The sequence below is a fragment of the Pseudomonas sp. TE12508 genome (genome assembly GCF_056279485.1).
The window spans coordinates 250,927-270,196 of sequence record NZ_JBWCCN010000006.1; the positions used below are offsets into that span (position 1 = coordinate 250,927).

At 58.1% G+C, this 19,270-nt stretch carries 8 protein-coding genes; 2 read left to right on the plus strand and 6 right to left on the minus strand.

The window, feature by feature from the left end:
- Positions 1-39 precede the first annotated feature (39 nt).
- The 4 genes from ACZ9IM_RS10690 to ACZ9IM_RS10705 all read right to left on the minus strand — a co-directional run bounded on the left by ACZ9IM_RS10690 (position 40) and on the right by ACZ9IM_RS10705 (position 14,066).
- The gene (locus ACZ9IM_RS10690; protein WP_476223861.1) at positions 40-4,377 is read right to left on the minus strand and encodes an Ig-like domain-containing protein; all 4,338 of its coding nucleotides are present in this window, start codon (positions 4,375-4,377) and stop codon (positions 40-42) included.
- Positions 4,374-8,453, minus strand: coding sequence for a Tc toxin subunit A-related protein (locus ACZ9IM_RS10695; protein ID WP_476223862.1), 4,080 nt, complete (start codon positions 8,451-8,453; stop codon positions 4,374-4,376). The genes ACZ9IM_RS10690 and ACZ9IM_RS10695 overlap by 4 nt, the downstream gene beginning before the upstream one ends.
- Before the next feature lie 75 nt (positions 8,454-8,528).
- Complete coding sequence (locus ACZ9IM_RS10700) at positions 8,529-12,119, minus strand: Tc toxin subunit A (protein WP_476223863.1); 3,591 nt, start codon at positions 12,117-12,119, stop codon at positions 8,529-8,531.
- Between the two features lie 165 nt (positions 12,120-12,284).
- A complete protein-coding gene (locus ACZ9IM_RS10705; protein ID WP_476223864.1) occupies positions 12,285-14,066 on the minus strand; it encodes an Ig-like domain-containing protein in 1,782 nt (593 codons plus the stop codon).
- Between the two features lie 1,942 nt (positions 14,067-16,008).
- Between ACZ9IM_RS10705 and ACZ9IM_RS10710 the strand changes: the two genes are divergently transcribed.
- Positions 16,009-16,380, plus strand: coding sequence for a DUF6124 family protein (locus ACZ9IM_RS10710; protein WP_476223865.1), 372 nt, complete (start codon positions 16,009-16,011; stop codon positions 16,378-16,380).
- A 154-nt stretch (positions 16,381-16,534) separates the two neighbouring features.
- Here ACZ9IM_RS10710 and ACZ9IM_RS10715 read toward each other — a convergent pair whose 3' ends face one another.
- Positions 16,535-16,894 (minus strand): PilZ domain-containing protein, encoded by a 360-nt coding sequence (locus ACZ9IM_RS10715; protein ID WP_192343845.1) that lies wholly within the window; start codon positions 16,892-16,894, stop codon positions 16,535-16,537.
- Between the two features lie 222 nt (positions 16,895-17,116).
- A complete protein-coding gene (locus ACZ9IM_RS10720) occupies positions 17,117-17,500 on the minus strand; it encodes a tetratricopeptide repeat protein (protein WP_192343844.1) in 384 nt (127 codons plus the stop codon).
- A gap of 170 nt (positions 17,501-17,670) precedes the next feature.
- Between ACZ9IM_RS10720 and pyk the strand changes: the two genes are divergently transcribed.
- Positions 17,671-19,122 carry a pyruvate kinase gene (gene pyk / locus ACZ9IM_RS10725; RefSeq protein WP_218397966.1) on the plus strand — a complete coding sequence of 484 codons (1,452 nt, stop codon included), beginning with the start codon at positions 17,671-17,673 and terminating at the stop codon, positions 19,120-19,122.
- Positions 19,123-19,270: the final 148 nt, after the last annotated feature.

Here is a 19,270-nt window from a genome sequence, read left to right on the forward strand (position 1 = left end):
TTACCGCCATCTTCGATCACAGCCTCATTCACGAAACCATCATTGATTCACTGGCCAAGGGCGATTCATAGCGGTCAGGTCATAGTATTTCTCACTAAGAACAGTACCCTGCGGATCCCTTACCTGAGCACGGATGCGTGTCCCTCCAGCGGGGAGAGGTCCAAAGTTTTTACTCGCCAAGCCATCCGAATCGGTATGTGTCGCCGGTGGTGCCTGATTTTCATTTCTAAACCAAAATACTTCTACTCCTTGCGCAGGCTGCTGAGTGAGTCTAGAAACAACAATGGCTCGAACCGTTGCATACCCGCCAATAGGGTAAAAATTTCCGCCCAAAGACCATACCCGCGTTATCTCGACATGCCACGCTTCCATGATGGTAATCCGTGCAACGGAGCTCGGGTTACTGCTCTCCAGCGTGGCGGTAAGGTCGTAGACTCCAAGCTTGTCAGGCTTGAACGTGACGCTTGCGATTCCATTTTTATCGGATGACGAAGGCAGCAACACCTGATCTGGAAAATGCCAGGTAACCTCAACATTCTCCATTTCAACACCGCCATTGCGGCCCACCACTTTCACCCGTGCGATCACGTTGTCACCCAGACGAATCGTCGGGGTATCAGTGGTAATGTCTTCAAGCACCGGCTCATCTTCAACCACCGTAAACACCAATCGAGCCGAATCCCACCCCGTTTCTCCACCACGCACCGAAGCGATCAAGGAACGCTCACCTACGGCCACAGGTAGTTTGAAGTGAACATTGGCCTTGCCATCGGCCCCTGTCAGCGTCGGCTCCAGCGACACACCCTCGAATCGCCACATAACCTCCACGCCCTCAAGCACTTTGCCGCTGAGGCTGACCACCGTCACCTGTGCACTGACCTCGTCACCGGGGTAGCCGCTCAACTCGGGGCTGGAAACGTCTTGAATCCGCCGCGGTTCGTTGACTGTGAAATTGATAGTGATCGAATCCGAATGCACGGCGTCGCCAGCGGTGGCCGTCAGCGTCATGAGCCCGGATTTGACAGGGACAAAGCTGACAGTCGCCACACCACGGAAATTGCTCTTGGTTCGAATCGGTTCCAGCCCCTGGCTTTCCCACACGACGGATACCCCCGCCAGAGGCTTGCCGGTAATGACCGAGACCAACGTCACTCGGGCCTTGAATTCGGTTCCCCAATCAATGACCTGAAGGATGCTGTCCATCGCCTTGAACTTGATGACCTGCGACGTCGTCCCCAGCGACACGGCATGAAGCGGTGAACGCTCCAGCAGCCGTGAGGCGGCCAATCGCAACGAGAAGCCGGCGTCCTTGATGTCCCCGGCTTTCAACGTGAACGGCAGGCCGGCGGCAGTGAGCTGTCGAGGTACGCCCAGTGCCACTGGCCCAGGCTCAAGGGCTAGTTCGGCCGGGCCTGTGCCCGTCAGCCCCAGTGTCAGGGTTTGCCCGTACAGTACGCTGTCTTCGTTCGCCGAAAGCAGGAAGTTGAATTCGCTGTCACGACGGGGAAAGAAGGTCGATTGCGCCCAGGGTTGCGGCAACTGGTCGTCGGTGTGGACCATCAGCTCAAGCCACGGATCGGTCTCCAGGGCATTGACTTCAAAAGTCTCCCCGGCTTGAGTTCCGTCATAAGGGTTGTCAACCCGAGCAGTCACCTGATTCGGCCCAGCAGCCTGCGGCCGACAGGCATAACCGGCCCAGCCTTCCGGCCCGGTCAGCGAAGTGCCGGGTTGCCCCAGGCCTTCTTGCCATTGAACCGATGCCCCTTCTACAGGCTGATCCGTGAAAAACGACAGGTACTGGATTTCCAGCCTCGCACTTTCGTTCTTGCTCAGCACCGGGTCCGTCGCGGCATTGTGGATGGCGCCGACCTTGAGTTTGTTGTGGGCCAGTTTGAAAGGAAACTCAATTGTGCTCCAGCCCAGTGGTAAATAATTAAAGTTGAACAGCACTCTAAAATCGCCTCCTTGCTGGGTGGCACTCAGATCAAATTGCCATCGCCCTCCACCAGCGGTGATCGAAGGTGGCTGCCCGATAGGTGGCGTGATGATCCAGTCAGCTGGCACACCTCCAGGACGGACCCACCACCCTATCCACAAGCCATGCAGCGGGCTAAACACAGGGGTCCACAACGTGATGTTGTGAATAGCCCCAATGCAGGGGTAAACGGCACCACGGTCAGGCACTGCAGGCGTCTGATCCAGCACCAGCGTCGCTTCCTGAGCCAGGCTCGAGGCAAACAGTCGCCCGTTCAGCTCGCGCCTTTCCGGCAGATGGTTGCTATGCACCTGCAGCCCGAACAATCCGCTGATGTCGGTGCCGGAGCTGATCTCCCACTCCAGCCCCTCGTCCGTCAGTACCCGCTCTCCCCCCAGGTCGGGAGTAAAAACCAGCCCAAGCCCCGGGTGCACACCGCCGTGCCCGTTCAGGGCAATCCGCTGCCCGATAAAGGCGCTGCCGGGGCTTGGCTCAAGTCGCAATACATGACTGCGCCCACGTAGACAAACCACCCCAGGCTTGAAGTTCAGACCGGCGGGAATAACGTCTCGCCCATCCAAGAAGAACGTCACTTCATCCTTCCACTGACTGCTCGCCAGCGCCAAAACCTGGAACTCGCGATCGAGCGTACTCCCATCGTCACGCACCTTGACCTGCGCCGTTAGGCTATAGCCTCCAGGCTCGGTGGGCTTGTCGATCACACTGGCCCAGCCACCCTCGCCGGTGTAGGAGGTGACCGTGCCACGCGGGCCGACCCAGTCCACCCGTGCATTGAGTACCGGCTGGTTGTTGAGCGACAGCACTTGCAGCATGCAGTACACGTCGTCGCCTTCATCCACCACCGGGGATTTGTTGGCCTCGCGCACCTCGCCAATCTTGACGCTGTTGCGCGCCAGCGACATGGCGTTGGGGACGGTGGTCCGCAGCAGCCTGGAGCAACCCAGACGCAAGCCGAAGCGTCCGTCCTTGATGTCGCCGCAGTGCAGCACCCAGTCCAACCACTGCTCCCCCCCGACCGGCACCCCAACCGGTACCGCCAAATCAGGACTCACAGTCACCGCCAGTTCAGCGTGGGGCTCCCCTTCCCACAGCAACCACACCTCCGTGCCCTGCAATGGGCTGTTGCTCGAAAACCCTGCACCGAGACGATAATCCCCGCCGCGATCGGGGTAGCCAGTCTTTTCCCCCCAGGTAGCAATGTTGGTGTTATTGAACGAGACCCCCACACTCTTCCATGGATCACTCGCCAACGCCCGAACCTGCAACGACTGAACCACCTGACCGCTCTCGTAATAAGGGCTCGCCACAGACGCTTCGATGTCCTGAATACCCGCCATGGTGGGCTGATAGTCGAACCTGGCCTTGCCCTCTCCATCGGTAGTGCCGCGCTGCAGCACCTCATCACCGAGGCGCCAGATCACCTCCTGTCCCGAGACCGGCGCTTCGGTGTAATGCGAGCGCACCAGAACAACCAGCTCGACCGATTCTTCATACTCGATGACCGGGAAATAAGCGGCCTCCTGCACCACCTCCATGACCAGTCGATGGTGCCCCAGCGATACCGCAATCGGGAAAGGAGGCGCGGTGTACTTGCTATAGAGCTCAAGGGTCAACAGGCGGGCTTCATCGCCTTCCAGGTCTGGGCAGTCGATCGTCCATGGCAGCTCGATCCGTTGGTTTTCCCCCAGTGCCGGCAACGTGGTGATCGCCTCCAGAGGATTGTCCTCGCTCCACAGCGCAGCTTCGGTGCCCCGCCATGGGCTGTTCCCGTCCGGCTCGACACCCAGCTCATGGCTGGACGCCCCCGCGGCCCCAAGGCACAAGTACATCGTCTGGCCCGCGGTAAAATGCTGACCGTCGACGTGCCACCGCAGCAATTGCAGAGGGTCGAGCTCAAGGTGAAGCTCGATGCGAGCAAGGCGTATCTGCTGACTACCCGAGCTACTCGGGCTGATCAGGGTGACGCGCAGACGGTCGCCCTGGCGGATATCAAAGTCCAGGTAGGTGGTGAGTTCGATAAGGTTGAGGTCCAGGCGATTGACCGTGTCCTGGGGTGAACCGGCAGGGGGCAGCAGAAGTTCCAACTCCTGAGTGCTGTCTTCCTTACCAATCTTTATCGTGCCGGGTTCCGTATGAACGGTCTCGTATAAAACGCTCATGTGGTAACGCGCAGAGGCGCCACCGTCCGCCGGGATTTCCAGCGTTTGATAAACAGACGCCAGATTGGTCAGGGACATGAACTTGATGCTCTCACCGCCCCATTGGCCCGTCGAGACAGACACGCCCGAAGGATTGAAGAGGTCGATCCAGTGCTCGTAATCCTCCTGGAAATCGCCATTGAGCACCAGATTGGTATTCGTGTTGATCGCACGTTCATTCATGACTGTTTCCCCTTTGAAAGAGGTTGCACATCCTTTGCCTCGACCAGCGCCTTAGCCTTTTGGGAAAATGAGGCATCGCCCACCTTGGCCGTATAACGAACCTTCACGATAATGTCGGTCAACGACGCCAGCATCTCGAATTGTTTCAGCCGTCGAGGCCAGGGAAAGGTCAGCTTCCAGCGCGAAACGGCTCCCGTATTCTCGAAGGGATTGAGCAAACCTTCATCAGGCTTAAGCGCAGCCCGGCCGGTATCGTCCAGCCCGCTGGACAACGCCACCTGCTGGCCGCTGCTCAAGTTGAACAGCACGTCGGCTGGCGCAATAGCGTTAGCCGGATCATGCAGGTATTCAAGCGATTGAATCGAGGGCTTGAGGGCCGTGACACTGCCGACCTGCAACAGGGTTGCCCGAGCGTTCTCGAAAGGCGCGACAACCATTGGCAGCGTCACTTCAACCGCGCTGATCTGCCGGCAATAGTGATCGTGGAAGTCGCGGTCGAACAGCAGCTGGGTGAGCTTGAAGTTCAACGTACCTTTGTCCCGGAGATCGCGCAGTGCATCAGCCCAGGAACCTGTCTCCTGCGGGTCTGTCGTGTCATCAAACAGTTCGCGCAACGATATGACTTTGACCAGCTCAAGGCGCCGCTGATAACGCTGCAAATAGTCTGACTCCATCCGCAACAGGTCCAGGCGCAGGGAATCGCCCGCCGTCAGCCCATGGCGACTGTCGAGCCAGACGTCCGGGCGAATGCTGCTCGATTCATATTCACCGGTTTCTGCCTGCAGAGCGGCCTGAGCACTCAGGCATAAGCCGACCACTGCGTCATATGCCTGAAAATGAACAGTCTTGAGCTGGCCCAGTAACCAACGAAACAACTCAACATTTGTGGCCCGTTTTTTAAGGAACTCGTACACATTCAGTGCCTGGGTGTTGGCCCTGAGTGTTTGATCATGGCTCGCCTGCACCGCCTTGATCGCGTGGCACTGAGCCTTGATCTGTTTGTCGATCGCGTCCTTTTCGGCGGCTGCTTGGTCACGGGCATGGCCCCACTCCACACGCCTGCGGCGATAGTTTTCAGAGATCAGTTTTTTATCGGCATCCTTCATGATGACATCGGCTGCCGTTTGAATCCCGTAGGCCACGGCCCTGGGTACCCCACCTAATTGCCAATTGCCGTTAGCCAGGCCAAATATTTTTGGAGGTACATCGAGGAGAGAGCCCGCCGCGTGCAAACCATTGCTGACCCCCATAAGAATTTTCGCGAGGTCATTGGCGGACATGGATTCGTATTCCGAATCGGAAATGTGATCGTCATAGAGTTGCAAATAGTGCTTGCAGCGCTCATCGGCCAGCGCCTTGCTCTTGCATAGCGCGTCCTTTGTGGCCTTCATCTGCTCCAGGTTTTCCTCTTGCACCTGTCTGGCGAACTCCCCCAATTCGATCAGATGATTCTGCTGCAACTCTTCCTGCTCGCCACGATCCTGTTGCTCCTGCAGGCGCAGCACCTGATTGCCGAACTCCTGCAGGGTTTGCACCCCGCGCATCGCCGCCTCGAACAGCACCCGCCAACGGAATGCCGCCACGCGCAGCTGCCCGCCCATGGGACGTACCGAGCCCGCACCACCGGCCGCCAGGCTGCGCAGCAGATCTCGGGGGTCCATGGTGCTGAATAGCGGAATCGATAACGGCTTGCCGTCGAGTGTCAGGTTATGACGCAGGTTATAGAGCCGACTTGCCGGCAGTTCGTAAGACTCAAGCAGGCGTGCACTGACCGGGAGCTTGAATCGCTCGGTACCAATCATTCCCGGGTCTTCGAACCAGGCGGTCTTGACCGGCAAGTGTCCGGCATCCAGTTGCAGGTTTTTTTCGAACGCATCCAGCTTCGGACGGGTATTGGCTTCTGCCACCAGCTCTTCCAGGGTTGCCGGTGTCCAGCGATTGAGGGTTCGGGTATCCGGCGGCTCCCCCATCAGCGTCTGAGCACGCACATACTGCAACTTGGCAGTCGCCAGGCTGTCGCGTGTCAGCTGTCGATATAGCCAGTCTCCCCAGGCGATGATGTTGTTGACGTAGTCGAGAAAAATCAGGATTTGATAATGCCGCGGTGACGAGTAGGCGATCGCATCCGGGTCGGTGGGCGCATTCGCTTCGTAGCAAATATCTTTATCAACGACCTGGACGTCCAATGGCCGGCATCGCCAGTAAGCGGGTTTGGAATCTTTGGCAGGCGCCTGCGGGTCGAAAATATAATGCAGCCACTGCTGGGCCTCGAGAAAACGCTGCTCGGCAGTTAAGCGCGAGGCCACCAGATGAGGCAGGTGGAAGAACAGCTCCCAGAAAAACAAGCCGTTACAACCATCGAACGGCCCGTTCGGTTCGACACCTTTTCCGGGTAGCGGCGGCTCGGCCGGGAACTGGGTCTCCCAGTCGAGCACTGCGTCCATTGAGACGTTGGAACGGGTAACCAGTTCAGGACCGATCAGGGTGTTCAACCGAACAAACTTGAGGTTCAGGTTGTTTAGAGGGAGGGCTAGAAACTGTGCGCCTTTTTCATTGGTTTTATGGATGAACGGCAGCGGGGGGTTAGCGGGTACTGAACCGATGGTAATTACAAACTTACGGGCTCCCACAATCTCCGAGGAACCCAACGTGAAGGTAACGATGGCAAACGAACTTCTGATGACTTTCATCCAGGCCGTCGACCAACCGCCATTTCTCGAATGCGCCTCCTTAATAGGAACCGGATCTCCTTCCGCCCCATTTTCAAGGGTTAATTCGAATAGAACTGAATTGCCATTCTCGGCCGTCTTTACAGCAGAGCAATGTCCCTGAATATATAGCGCGTACTTTCCCTGTTCTGGAACGATATAAACCTTGAGTGAATAGTGATCGATTAATGTGCCATCGTTAACCACTGTGCTGGACATCGAAGGATAGTCACTGGGCAATACCCGTTGCTGAACAGTGACGGGATCAACAAACAAGACATGGGCCAGATGGTCCATGACAGGCCGCTCATCCGCCACTTTACGAAACAGCGAATCTCGTGTTTCGTAGATTTCCACCGGAACGTGATCTGCGGCCGGGTCGGCTGCCGTGCCATTGGTCAGGTGCACCGCCAGCCTGCCCTTCGGATACTCGGTATCAATCTCATCGCGCAAGGCCACCGCCACCAGCCTGCACCCTGCTGACACCGGCTTGTCGAACTGAGCCAAATGCAGCCTGATGGGCGACGACCATTGTCCGTTCAAGGCGACGAACGCCACTTTGATTTCCAGCTCGTAGGGTTTTTGCATGACGGCATCAGGATCGAATAACGCCTCACGCCATTCCACCCACACCAGGCACAACCGCCCGCCCCACCACACCAATCTGCTGTCCAGCACCTGTTCGTCAGCCGGAATGTCCGCGGGTTGCCACTCGCTCCAGGCGGTCGGGTTGACCGCGACAGATTCGTTTTCAAGCAGGATCTCGGCCCGGCGCCAAAAGTAGCGATGCGGGGCAATACGTTCCCGACCGACAAAGTAATAGTCGGCGCTGCGAGGGTCATTGCCATCCATGTAAGCCGTGAGCACTTCCAGGTTGCAGGTTTCTTCAAATCCGCGCAGATACTCCTGCACCGCCCGTTGCACCGAATCGATGGTCAGTCGCGCCTGGCTCAGGTTGTTTTCAAGGGTCTTGAACAGACTGGTCTTGCGAATGCGGGCATAGGGCGTGATGTAATCTTCCGGCAGGCACTTGAGCAACTGGCTGGCCGACCAGACCGGATAGTTGCTGGCAATGTCCCAGTCCCGTAGATGCTTCTTGTCGAATTCCACCCCTTCATAACCAGGCTCAAGTTTCTGATACACGGCGTGAATGTACTGCTGCAGACAACTGACGGCCTCCGCCACCCAGGACGTCTGCACCTGGTCACTGTCCAGAGGATCGGTGCGCAGCCATTCGAACAGATCGTTGGCGTTTTTCAGGGGCGATTCATCCGAAGGATCGTCATCGACGTCTTTCATACCGATACTGAAATCAATCAAGGCGTCCCGCTTCAGGGCTGCCAGTTCACCGAGCTGTTGCTTGATCATCACCATCTCCTGTCAGCTTGAAGTGGCCGCGGTCTGGACGAAACAGCACCTGGGCGCGCAGCGAGCCATTGAATGTCACGGGGTAGCCACGAACGTCATATTGGGAAAAGTAATTGAGGTGTCAGCCCCTAGGGCGGCCTTGACTTTGACAACAGCAGGTACAGCTCGGGTGAAGTCGATTCTGGCAACACCCTGGCGGTCGGTCCACGTTTCAAAAGGTTCCACAGGACCGGGAAAGCCCACAGGCTCAACCGTCCAGTTCACCGTCTCGCCAATGCCTGGGTTTCCATGGGCATCCTTCAAGGTCACCGACAAGGTGACTTGCGTTCCGACTACTGGCTCGACAGGCTGCGAGGACTTATAGAGCTGGAGCGACGATCGCTCAGTGCCAATCACCACCGGCGGCGCGGATTGCTTCTTGCCCAGGTCGAGTTCATAGGAGGCGATTTCTTTACCCATGCTTTTGCCGGAGTATCGGACGGTGGTCCTGCCATTCTCTCCGGTGGTCGTCATCGAGGACTCAAAAAGCCCCAGCTCCGACGTCCAGTGCACATTGACGTTCCCCTGCGGTACGTTCGCACGGCTCTTCACGGTCACCGTAAAGGTGGCGACATCGCCGGGTTTGTTCGCCACCAAAGAGGCAGGGGTGACGGTGCAAGTGGTCAATACATCTTCGGTGACCGCCTCTACATCCTCGGCGCGGATTGCCTGCTGGGCATCGGACAAACTGGCCGTTACCCGGTCAGCAACTTTCTCGTAGTTTTCGTAAGTGTCATCAGCCGGCAACGTACCCATCGCCAGAATCGCCTCGGCATCCAGGCCGCTGCGCTCGGCGAAGGCCCGCACACGCGTCAGCAGGTCAAGGTGGGCCAGGCTGCGAACAATGCCATTGCCCGAGCCATCCCCCGGATTTGCACGCTTGGCGCAGGCGCTGACCTCCTGAGTACTCCAGGCAAAGAGCTCCGCAAGAAGCTTCGCCGCCCTCGCCTTGACCAGACGCCCACCGTCGCCGGTGAGATCGGGCAATGCGTTGACGCGCTGCAGATAGTCGAGCAATTGCGCTTCGGGCTTGCCGGTCAATTTGACCGCGCGCCGGTAAACCGTCAGGTGGTACAGGGTGGTGAGATCGAAGGCCTGCGCCTGCTGCAGGCCGACCCATTTGTCGTACCCCACCTTCAGGTACAACTCCAGAAACCCGGGGCTCAACTCCAGCGTCAACGCCACGGCACTGCGCCGCACAAAATCGGCCAGCATGCCCAGGAAAGGATCGCCGGGCAGGTTGGAGTCCCGGCGTCCGGTCGTCGCAACCTCGGTGATCGGCGCACGCTCCAGCACCTGCGCCAGTACGTCATGCACATTCCCGCCGGACCACGTCAGCACTGGCAGGACCCGCTCTGCATCAAGTTGCGCATACACCGCCAGGCTTTCTTGCACCACGCTGTACTGGCCGGCCCGACTGCGCAGCAACACCGCCAGGATTTTCCCGACGATGGTGATAATGACCGCCTCATCCTCTTCTCCCGAGACCGCCCTCACTGCACGGTCGATGAGCTCACGGGCATGAGTTTCGTAGGACTGATCAGCTGATTCGACAAAGTGACTGACCAACCCATCCTCATCCACCAGCGCCCGCAATGCCCCCAGCCACGGGCGATTGTTCGGCAGCGGCGAGACCCCGGCCACCATCAAGGCATTTTCGGTAAAGAGCACCGGGGGGAGCCGGTTACGCAATTGGGCGAACAGCCCCAGTTCTGCCTCGCCGGGCCGCGAAGGCGCGATGATCGGCGTCACCTGCTGCACCACCCAATGCACCGATAGCTCACTGTCGCGGCACCAGCGAACACAGTCCGTCAAGGCGTGAATCACACTGAGGGCGTCGGGTGTCTGCGCTACCTTGTCGGTGCTGATCCGCGGCGCTCCTCCCAGTGCAGTGAGCCAGTTTCCGCCCCCCACTGCATTGAGCAGCACAACCCCCTCGATCGGGGAGATCCCGAGCAGGCGAGGCAACTTCACCAACCGGTAGAAACTGGAGAGAATCGGCAGGCTGCGAGCCAACTCGGTCACCCCGAAGGCCCTGGCGACCACATGAGCCAGGTAAAAATAGGTCTCCAGATCGACGCCCAGCCCGGTGCGCAACTGGTTGACGGTGAGCATGTCCGCCTCGGTCAGCGGAATGATCGGAAACGCTTGATTATCGATTTGCAGGGGCCGAGGGAACAGGCTGCGCTCGTTGAAAATACGGTCGAACTGAGCGCTCTGGGCACCCCGGCCGAAAACGGAAATTTGCCAAAGGAACGCGGCGAAATCCTCGGCGCTGCACTGGTGGAGTTCGCGCAGCTCCTGAAACAGGCCCAATGCCCGGATCGTGTTGGGTGTCATCCAGTAACTCGGGGCTTGTTTCGTATTGCTTTCAGCTTTGATGGCCGCGACGATCAGCGCATCGACCTCATGGCTGGGCAACGCCAGCCACTTGTCCAGCCGCAGCTTGCGGTTCATGCGGTCGAATCTGGAGTGTGAGCCCTGCTCGAAAAAGTTGAGGAATTCAACAATGGAGCTCCTGATAGACAGCGCTGGACTGACCCCGCCATTGATGAACACTGAGCCCGAATACGCACCGGAAACTGGTGATACGCCCGAGTCGAGCGCCGGTGCATTATTGGATAACGTGGTGACGAACCCCCTAATAGACAGAAGCGCCTCGATACCCGGCCGATCAAGCTTCGTTCTGCCGTTGAAAAAATCCACCTGATGGAGATTCCCAGGGCCGTGGGCCCCCACTACCCCGAAGTTCTCCCTATAAAACTCGGCATTAATTATGTCAGGCGGAAAATAGGGGGGTTCAGTCAGCAGCTCCCGCTGACTCGGACTAAGCCTGGACGCAAAAAGGAATGCCGTATCCGATTCAGCGCTCCAGGGGGCAGACCGAATGAAATACGGAAACTGCGGATCACACAGGCGCATCACACTCCCGACGGACTCGGCACTTTGCTTCGCCACGTAATCCAGTGTGACCCACGGGCGGTGGAATGGCAGCCCGTTGGGGTAACGTCGATAACTCAGTTCTTTATCCAGGTTTTGGACTTGGCCGATGGACTCCTTGATGAAGGTCTCCAGCACATGGGTAACCACCTCCACCGAGGACACCGAACCATTGACCGTGACGGGGTCGATGGTCAGGTCATTAAGGTCGCTACGCCGCCCATCGAGGGGTAATACGTTTGCATCCCCCCCAGGAAGCCGGTTCTCGGACCATTTCTTGAGCGCCACCAAATAGGAGGCTGGGCCATGAATGGCCTCGATCGCATCAGACGGGCACATGTTATTGAAATTAGGGCTGAACAGACCGTCATAAGTGGGCCCGCCTACCAGCGCCAGCAACCCCTGCCGAAGGTTCGCCGGCTGCGGTTCGCCACCGCTCAACTCATGCTCGATAAACCGGCGCAGCACCAGCGTCGCCAGACCGTTGATTCGCCACAACAGTGCCTGGGCTTGCTGGGCGTTCAAGTCGTAGTCACGCACCAACCCGGCGACCCCTTTCTGCGCCAGTGCACACACCGAACCGCCCTCATCGAAATACTGACCGAGTTTTGGCAATGCTTCGCGCTGCGACTCATCGACAATTTGCTCGTAGACCTGCCGGGCGAGCTGAAGGGGAGAGTGCTTCATCCTGATGCTCCTGCGTTCAACGATTTTGTCCGGCGCACTGCGCGAAAGCGCTTCGCGGCCTGACCTTTGCGGTTGGGGTTATTGGGCGCCGCCGGAGCCGGGGCGTCTACTGTCAAAACTGACAGTAGACGCTACCGTTGGTCGGGCCTTTTTCAATAGAATGAATCAGGAGCCGGGTGAGCCTTCAGGCGGCAAGACTTCGAAGCGATCACTGTCGCCCCAGTCCGACACCGGCCCGCCATCACCGTCCGTTTGCCGGGCCATTGCCCACCCCGCTCCCCAAGGCAAGTCCTGTTCGGACTCGGCCTGCCAATCACCGCTCCCCGTGTTCGGGACATCCGGGGCCAGCACCTCGTCAGCGTTGTACCAGGCCACCAGCTCAAGAGGCGCGCCAGGACGGACTGTCCCTTCGAACACCGGCCTTGCAGGAACCCATTGGCCCGGTTGCGGCGCGGTGAACGTCGGCGGATCGCTGCGCAGCACAATCGGGCGCTCGCCCGACCAGCCCGAGGGATACCCGTCAAAGCCTTGTTGAGCGACAAGCCGACGCTCCCCGGCCGAACCCTCGAGTTCAACCCAAAACGACCAGGTGCTGTTTTCTTGCACCACAGCAGAGCCCAAGGGCCTGTCGAGGGCGTCGGCCCATGCCACCGTGACCGTATCGCCGGGGTAACCGAACCCGGAAATCGCCAGCCGCCGTCCGACCGCTTGCCCGGCTGCCGGCGTTTCGATCATCGGTTTGGCCGGGACCACCCGCAGTGCATGATCAGCGCCGAACCCGGACTCTTTCTCGCCGTAGAATTGCTTGACCCGCAAGGTATAAGGGCCCAGCGGCAACGTCGCGTCATACCGCCAGAAGTCGTCGTCCCTGACCGGAACACGCGCCAGCGGTTGGGTGCTCCCCTCCAGCCACACTTCAACCTCTGCACCCGGTCTGCCACGACCTTCGATCCTGAAAGTGCGCGCCACATCGTCTCCCGGTTGCGGAACGTCGATGTCCGGTGCCAGCAGCACCACCTCGAAGCTGACCCGCTCGCTTTTTTCAGAACTTGCGACACCGAAAAACTGCTGGGCGTAAACCGTATGAGGTCCAAAAGCCAGCGGGTTGAGTCTTACCCACCAGCCGTCCTCGGTCACAGCTGCTTCGCCCAGGAGAAGCTCGGTCACATAATCGAAAACCCTCATCACCGCTCCGGCGATACCGCCACCGCCTTCGACGATGGGCCTGTAATCCACCTGCTCGTCAATCGGCCGGGTGATGACGGGTTGTGGGACGGCCACGGTGAACGTTCCGGACACCGGGTTTGAGGTTTGCCCGCCGAAGGTTTGCGTCACCGTGACCCGGTGCTCCACTCCCGGTACAAACGCGGTATCTCGCCGGAACGCCCAAGTGCCCGCGGTCACCTCCGCCAGGTGGACGGTGACGTTGTCGCTGAAGGTGACATTGACCACTGCCCCCGGCCAGCACGTACCGGAAATCCGTGGAGAAAGCGCCTCAGGGAGGATGCTCATGATAGGCAGCGGAGCCGGGATGATCATGTTGCCGGACCATTCGACCCAGTCAGATACCTTGTTGCCGAACACTTGACGCGCCTTGACGCGATAGGAACCGGGGGCGATTTCCTGGGTGGCGGTGACCGACCAACTGCTGCCGTTGACAGTGGCTTGTGGTACTGCCGCATGAGCGGTGTCGTTGAGCGAGATATCGACTTTCGTCGCCGTTTGGTTCGGCCATGTCGTGCCCGTACCAGAGAACCTGGGCTTTTGACTGGGCAAGTCGGTGGGCTGATTGAGGGTCGGTTTGGGCACGGGCACCGTAACGGGCACAGCGTCTGACCACTCAGAGTAAATCGGGGTACCGTTATCAGTGACAAACTGTCGTATCACCATCACATAACTGCCCGGCAACCAGTCGGTGACGTCTTTCTGCCAGCTACTGTTAACCACGGAGGCGGTCCACTGAACGCCGCCAGCTCCTCCTCTGTACCAAATCTGAACCGTGGCGCCTGTGTACCCGACGCCTGAAAACCGAACGGTTTTATCGTCTGGGTAGGTAACATTGACCAAGAGCTTGGGGGGACGGATTTTGAAGAAGCGAGCTGTGCTGCGCCCGGAACTTACGCCATCTAAAACTTGCTCGGCGACTAATGAAAGAGGGCCTGGAGGCACGGTAACCATTACACTCCAGCTACCGGCGGCATCTTCCACTATGCTTGAGCCATATTCTTCAGATTGCGAAAAATCTTTGAGTAGATGGACCTTGGCGCCACTTAATCCATTGGATCCACCTACCTGAAAGTTGATATCTTGAACAGAACCCGCTGAAGGATACGAAAAGATTGGCTTGCCCAATATAGAATACCAGACAATCAATGTAGAACCGGGCGGAGAAGTAGATCCGCTAAAGTCAGCCCGCACCGGCACAAGGCTACTGGGTTGCATGGTAACCAGGGACGCTTCCCATGTCTCATCTCCTTTTACTGTTGTGTCTTCAGTCAATTTGACAGAAGTGTCATCCCTGAACACTCGTATCGTAGTTCCGGGAAGGCCTATACCCTTGAAGACATTGCCATGTACAAGCACGGAGCCAGGAGTGGGCGCAGTAATAGCAGCCAGGTAGGCGGTCGAGTGGATGGACTCTCCAGAGAACTTGCTGCCTATTTTCTGCTTGGCATAAAAAGTCATGGAATTTGCGCCGCTTGGCAAAGAGATATCTGCTGCCCAGCTGCCATCAGGCTGGATAACAGCAGTACCTAGCTCAGCATGGCCACTGGCATTATAGAGGTATATTGTACCGTGCCCATATACTCCTTCCGCCCCCCTAACAGTAAATGTTCGATCCCTAATATTTCTGGTCTGATAATCGAGTGTCGGGGTATTGGGTTCGAAAGATACCCATCTATCCGTTTCCCCGGTTGGATCCGTTTGACCTGATCTATCGAATATATATTTAAATATTATACAGGCTTGCTCAACGTTGCCAACTACGCTCCCGCCACCATTAATGCTGTGCCAAGCACCATCTTGGACAGCGCTAGAGGTTAGTTCCGTTTCACCCCAATAGTTCGAGGAGTAAAAACGAAGTTTAATATTGCCGGAATCTCCGCCAATATTGCTAACCCTATACCTTATTACATAGCAAGAAAATGTTCTTCCATCCGCACCCCACGAATACTTAATTTCAAGATCAGCCCAGAGCGTTTTCCAAATCGCCGTCAAAATCACAATTTTTTCCGATAACGAGGGAAGCCGATCAATATCGCTTTGTTTAGAAACCTCAACTTCTGAAGTTTCAACTAATCGTTCGGAACCTTCATTTTGTCCAATCCCGTTGCTAATGGACACGTTCTTGGACATTTCGCCAGGCTCATTTTTTACATCGTTATCAGTCTCCATCGCTTACTCCCTAATTTGTCGTGTCCATGCGGGCACAATGTGCTGGCGATGTGGCCAGAAATCGGTGAATCATTGAATGCCAATCTCTTTCGCACGAACACCTGTTAGTTCTGACAGTCCAGACGAACGGTAACGTCCCGCCGCGGCGTCTTCAGGCGGGTCCTACAAAGTTTGGCAAGTGACTACACGACCTTGCGCCGCTGCCTACAGATCCGCCAGAATCCGCCGGCTTGTGCACTTTGGTCATGCCCCGTAACTTGATCCGCGTCGCTGCTCATCAGCGATCGGGTTTAGTCGCCCGGGATCATGTGCATTGTGTATAAGCGTCATCCAGTCGGGTATTCCCTATCCCCGCACTCGATGGTGGCTGTTCGCAGGGCGCCCTAGGGCGCGCCGGTTCGTGCACTCCCGGTCGACTAACCTGCTTACAGCCGCCACCCTAATTTCGTTTAGTCGCGAACAGGGGAAGGCCCCAACTACGAGTGTGCAAAACATGTTCAAACCAACACCTAATCCACCCGAAACCGACCCGGTTTCCCCCTACGCCTCCCTCGATTCAAAAAAGCTCCACGCCGCCGCCGAAAAGGCCCTGGACCACTACCTCAAACCCGGCATCGAATCGCTGCGCCCATCCCAGGACCGTGCCATGAAAATGTTCACCGTCGTACCTGATGCAAACCCCGAAGCCCTCATCATCCAGACCTATGAAACCTTTTCTTCGGTGAGCCTTCTGCTGCTGGACCTGGCGGACAGCCTGGAAGACAAACAGCGGCATCTGGCGATGGCGATTTATCAGATGAGCGAGATGGGGTTGATGCTGGCGGAGCGGTCGCTGGATATCGAGCGGGCGATCAGCCCGACGTAGATTTAACCGTTGACGCTGTGTCGACTGTACTGACGCCATCGCGAGCAGGCTCGCTCCCACAGGGGATTTGGGTTGAACACATGTGTTGTGATCAACGCCTGCCACTGTGGGAGCGAGCCTGCTCGCGATGGCAATTGCAAAGGCGCCGCAGAGTTCAGGCTGAGGCAGGCAACGGCTGAAAACTGAAGTACTGCTTCAACGCCTCCACCAATTGCCCATATTCCGGCGGTGCCCGTTGCAGGCTGAAGCCAGCGTCATAGTGGTGGGGGGTTGCGTCCTCGTGGCACCACAGGCAGCAGGCATTGAGGTCGATCACCTGCTGACAATGGCCATCCATGGGGATTTTCAGGCGCAGATTAAAATCGGCGCCTACCATCATCGGCAACTGGCTGATCAACATCAGCCCGTCCTCGGACAGATTACCCAGAAAGCCGATGGGCTTGTCGGTGACGCTGTTGAACACTTTGAGAAAATACGGCAGTTGATGCCGCTCGATCCGGCGGTCAGTGAACATGCTGATTTCGCTACGCAAGGCCCTTAAGCAGGGCCGCACCAATACTTCGGAACGGGCCTGCTCTATTGTTTTATAGGCATCAGCCGCGCTCTCCCCGATCCTGGTGCGACAGTCCTTCCAACCGCTGTCGCTTACTGCTGCCGATCACAGGTGTTACCTCGAATTAGAGGCAAGGCTCTAAACCGATCCATTGGACTATAGCTCACCGCTGTCGCATGACAATCAGAACCGGGTTGGACGCACCGCCGCCGCGCTGCGGGTCGGGTAATGGCCCAGGCTCTGCAAGGTTTCCAGACGGGCACGGGCACGGTAGGCGTATTCGCTTTGCGGGTAAGAGGCCATGATGAACTGGTAAGTCTGCGCCGCATCGATAAACAGCTTTTGCCGTTCCAGACACTGGCCGCGCATCATCGACACTTCCGGCCACACATAAGGCCGCGCGCGGCTGGCACGCTCGACCTTGGACAGCTCGAGCATCACTTGCTCGCAGTTGCCGCGCTCATAGGCGCTGTAGGCATTATTCAAATGATGGTTCATCGACCAACGGGTGCAGCCCGTGACACTGAGGGCACTGATGGCAAGGGCGGCAATGAGCACGAATCGCATGGGGGATCTCCTGTCTTGAGCTCTGTATCGACCCTTGGGCGGAAATCTTCAGGACGGTTTGTGCCGATTGTCGCGTTCAATAAAGAAACTAATAAGTAGTGCAAACGAACAATGACTACACCCAAAGACCATAGTAGCCTCTGCTAGCGCTTGAACTCAGGAGTCTATGCATGTCCGTCCGTCGCACCAAAATCGTCGCTACCCTTGGCCCGGCCAGTAACTCGCCGGAAGTTCTCGAACAGCTGATTCTGGCTGGCCTGGACGTCGCCCGTCTGAACTTCTCCCACGGCACCCCCGACGAGCACAAGGCTCGCGCGAAGCTGGTGCGTGACCTCGCTGCCAAGCACGGCCGCTTCGTCGCCCTGCTGGGTGACCTGCAAGGCCCGAAAATTCGTATCGCCAAATTCGCCAACAAGAAGATCGAGCTGAAGATCGGTGATCAATTCACCTTCTCTACCAGCCATCCGTTGACCGAAGGCAACCAGCAAGTAGTCGGCATCGACTACCCGGATCTGGTGAAAGACTGCGGCGTGGGCGACGAGTTGCTGCTCGACGACGGCCGCGTGGTGATGCGCGTTGATACCGCCACCGCCACCGAGCTGCATTGCACCGTGACCATCGGCGGCCCGCTGTCGGACCACAAAGGCATCAACCGTCGCGGCGGCGGCCTGACCGCACCGGCCCTGACCGAAAAAGACAAGGCCGACATCAAGCTCGCAGCCGAAATGGAAGTCGACTACCTCGCGGTGTCCTTCCCGCGTGACGCCGCCGACATGGAATACGCCCGTCAACTGCGCGACGAAGCCGGCGGTACTGCCTGGCTGGTGGCGAAGATCGAACGCGCCGAAGCCGTGGCCGACGACGAAACCCTCGACGGCCTGATCAAAGCCTCCGACGCGGTGATGGTTGCCCGTGGTGACCTGGGTGTGGAAATCGGCGACGCCGAACTGGTGGGCATCCAGAAGAAAATCATTCTGCATGCACGCCGCCACAACAAAGCGGTGATCGTTGCGACCCAGATGATGGAGTCGATGATCCAGAACCCGATGCCGACCCGCGCCGAAGTCTCCGACGTAGCCAACGCCGTGCTCGACTACACCGACGCCGTGATGCTCTCGGCCGAAAGTGCTGCCGGTTTGTACCCGCTGGAAGCCGTGCAAGCCATGGCGCGCATCTGCATCGGCGCTGAAAAGCACCCGACCAGCAAGACCTCCAGCCACCGCATCGGCAAGGTCTTCGAAAGCTGCGACCAGAGCATCGCGCTGGCAGCCATGTACACCGCCAACCACTTCCCGGGCGTGAAAGCGATCATCGCGTTGACCGAAAGTGGCTACACGCCGTTGATCATGTCGCGCATCCGTTCCTCGGTGCCGATCTACGCATTCTCCCCGCACCGCGAAACCCAGGCCCGCGCGGCCATGTTCCGTGGCGTCTACACCGTACCGTTCGACCCGGCGTCCTTGCCGCCTGAGCAAGTCAGCCAGGCTGCGATCGACGAGTTGCTCAAGTTGGGTGTGGTCGAGAAAGGCGACTGGGTCATCCTGACCAAGGGCGACAGCTACCACACCACCGGCGGCACCAACGGGATGAAAATCCTGCACGTTGGCGACCCGATGGTCTGAGTGATCAAGCGCTGAAAAACAAAAGCCCCGCCATGTGAATGGCGGGGCTTTTTAGTGATCGTTCCCACGCTCTGCGTGGGAATGCAGCCCGGGACGCTCCGCGTCCCAAGAGCGGACGCGGAGCATCCATTGAGGCATTCCCACGCAG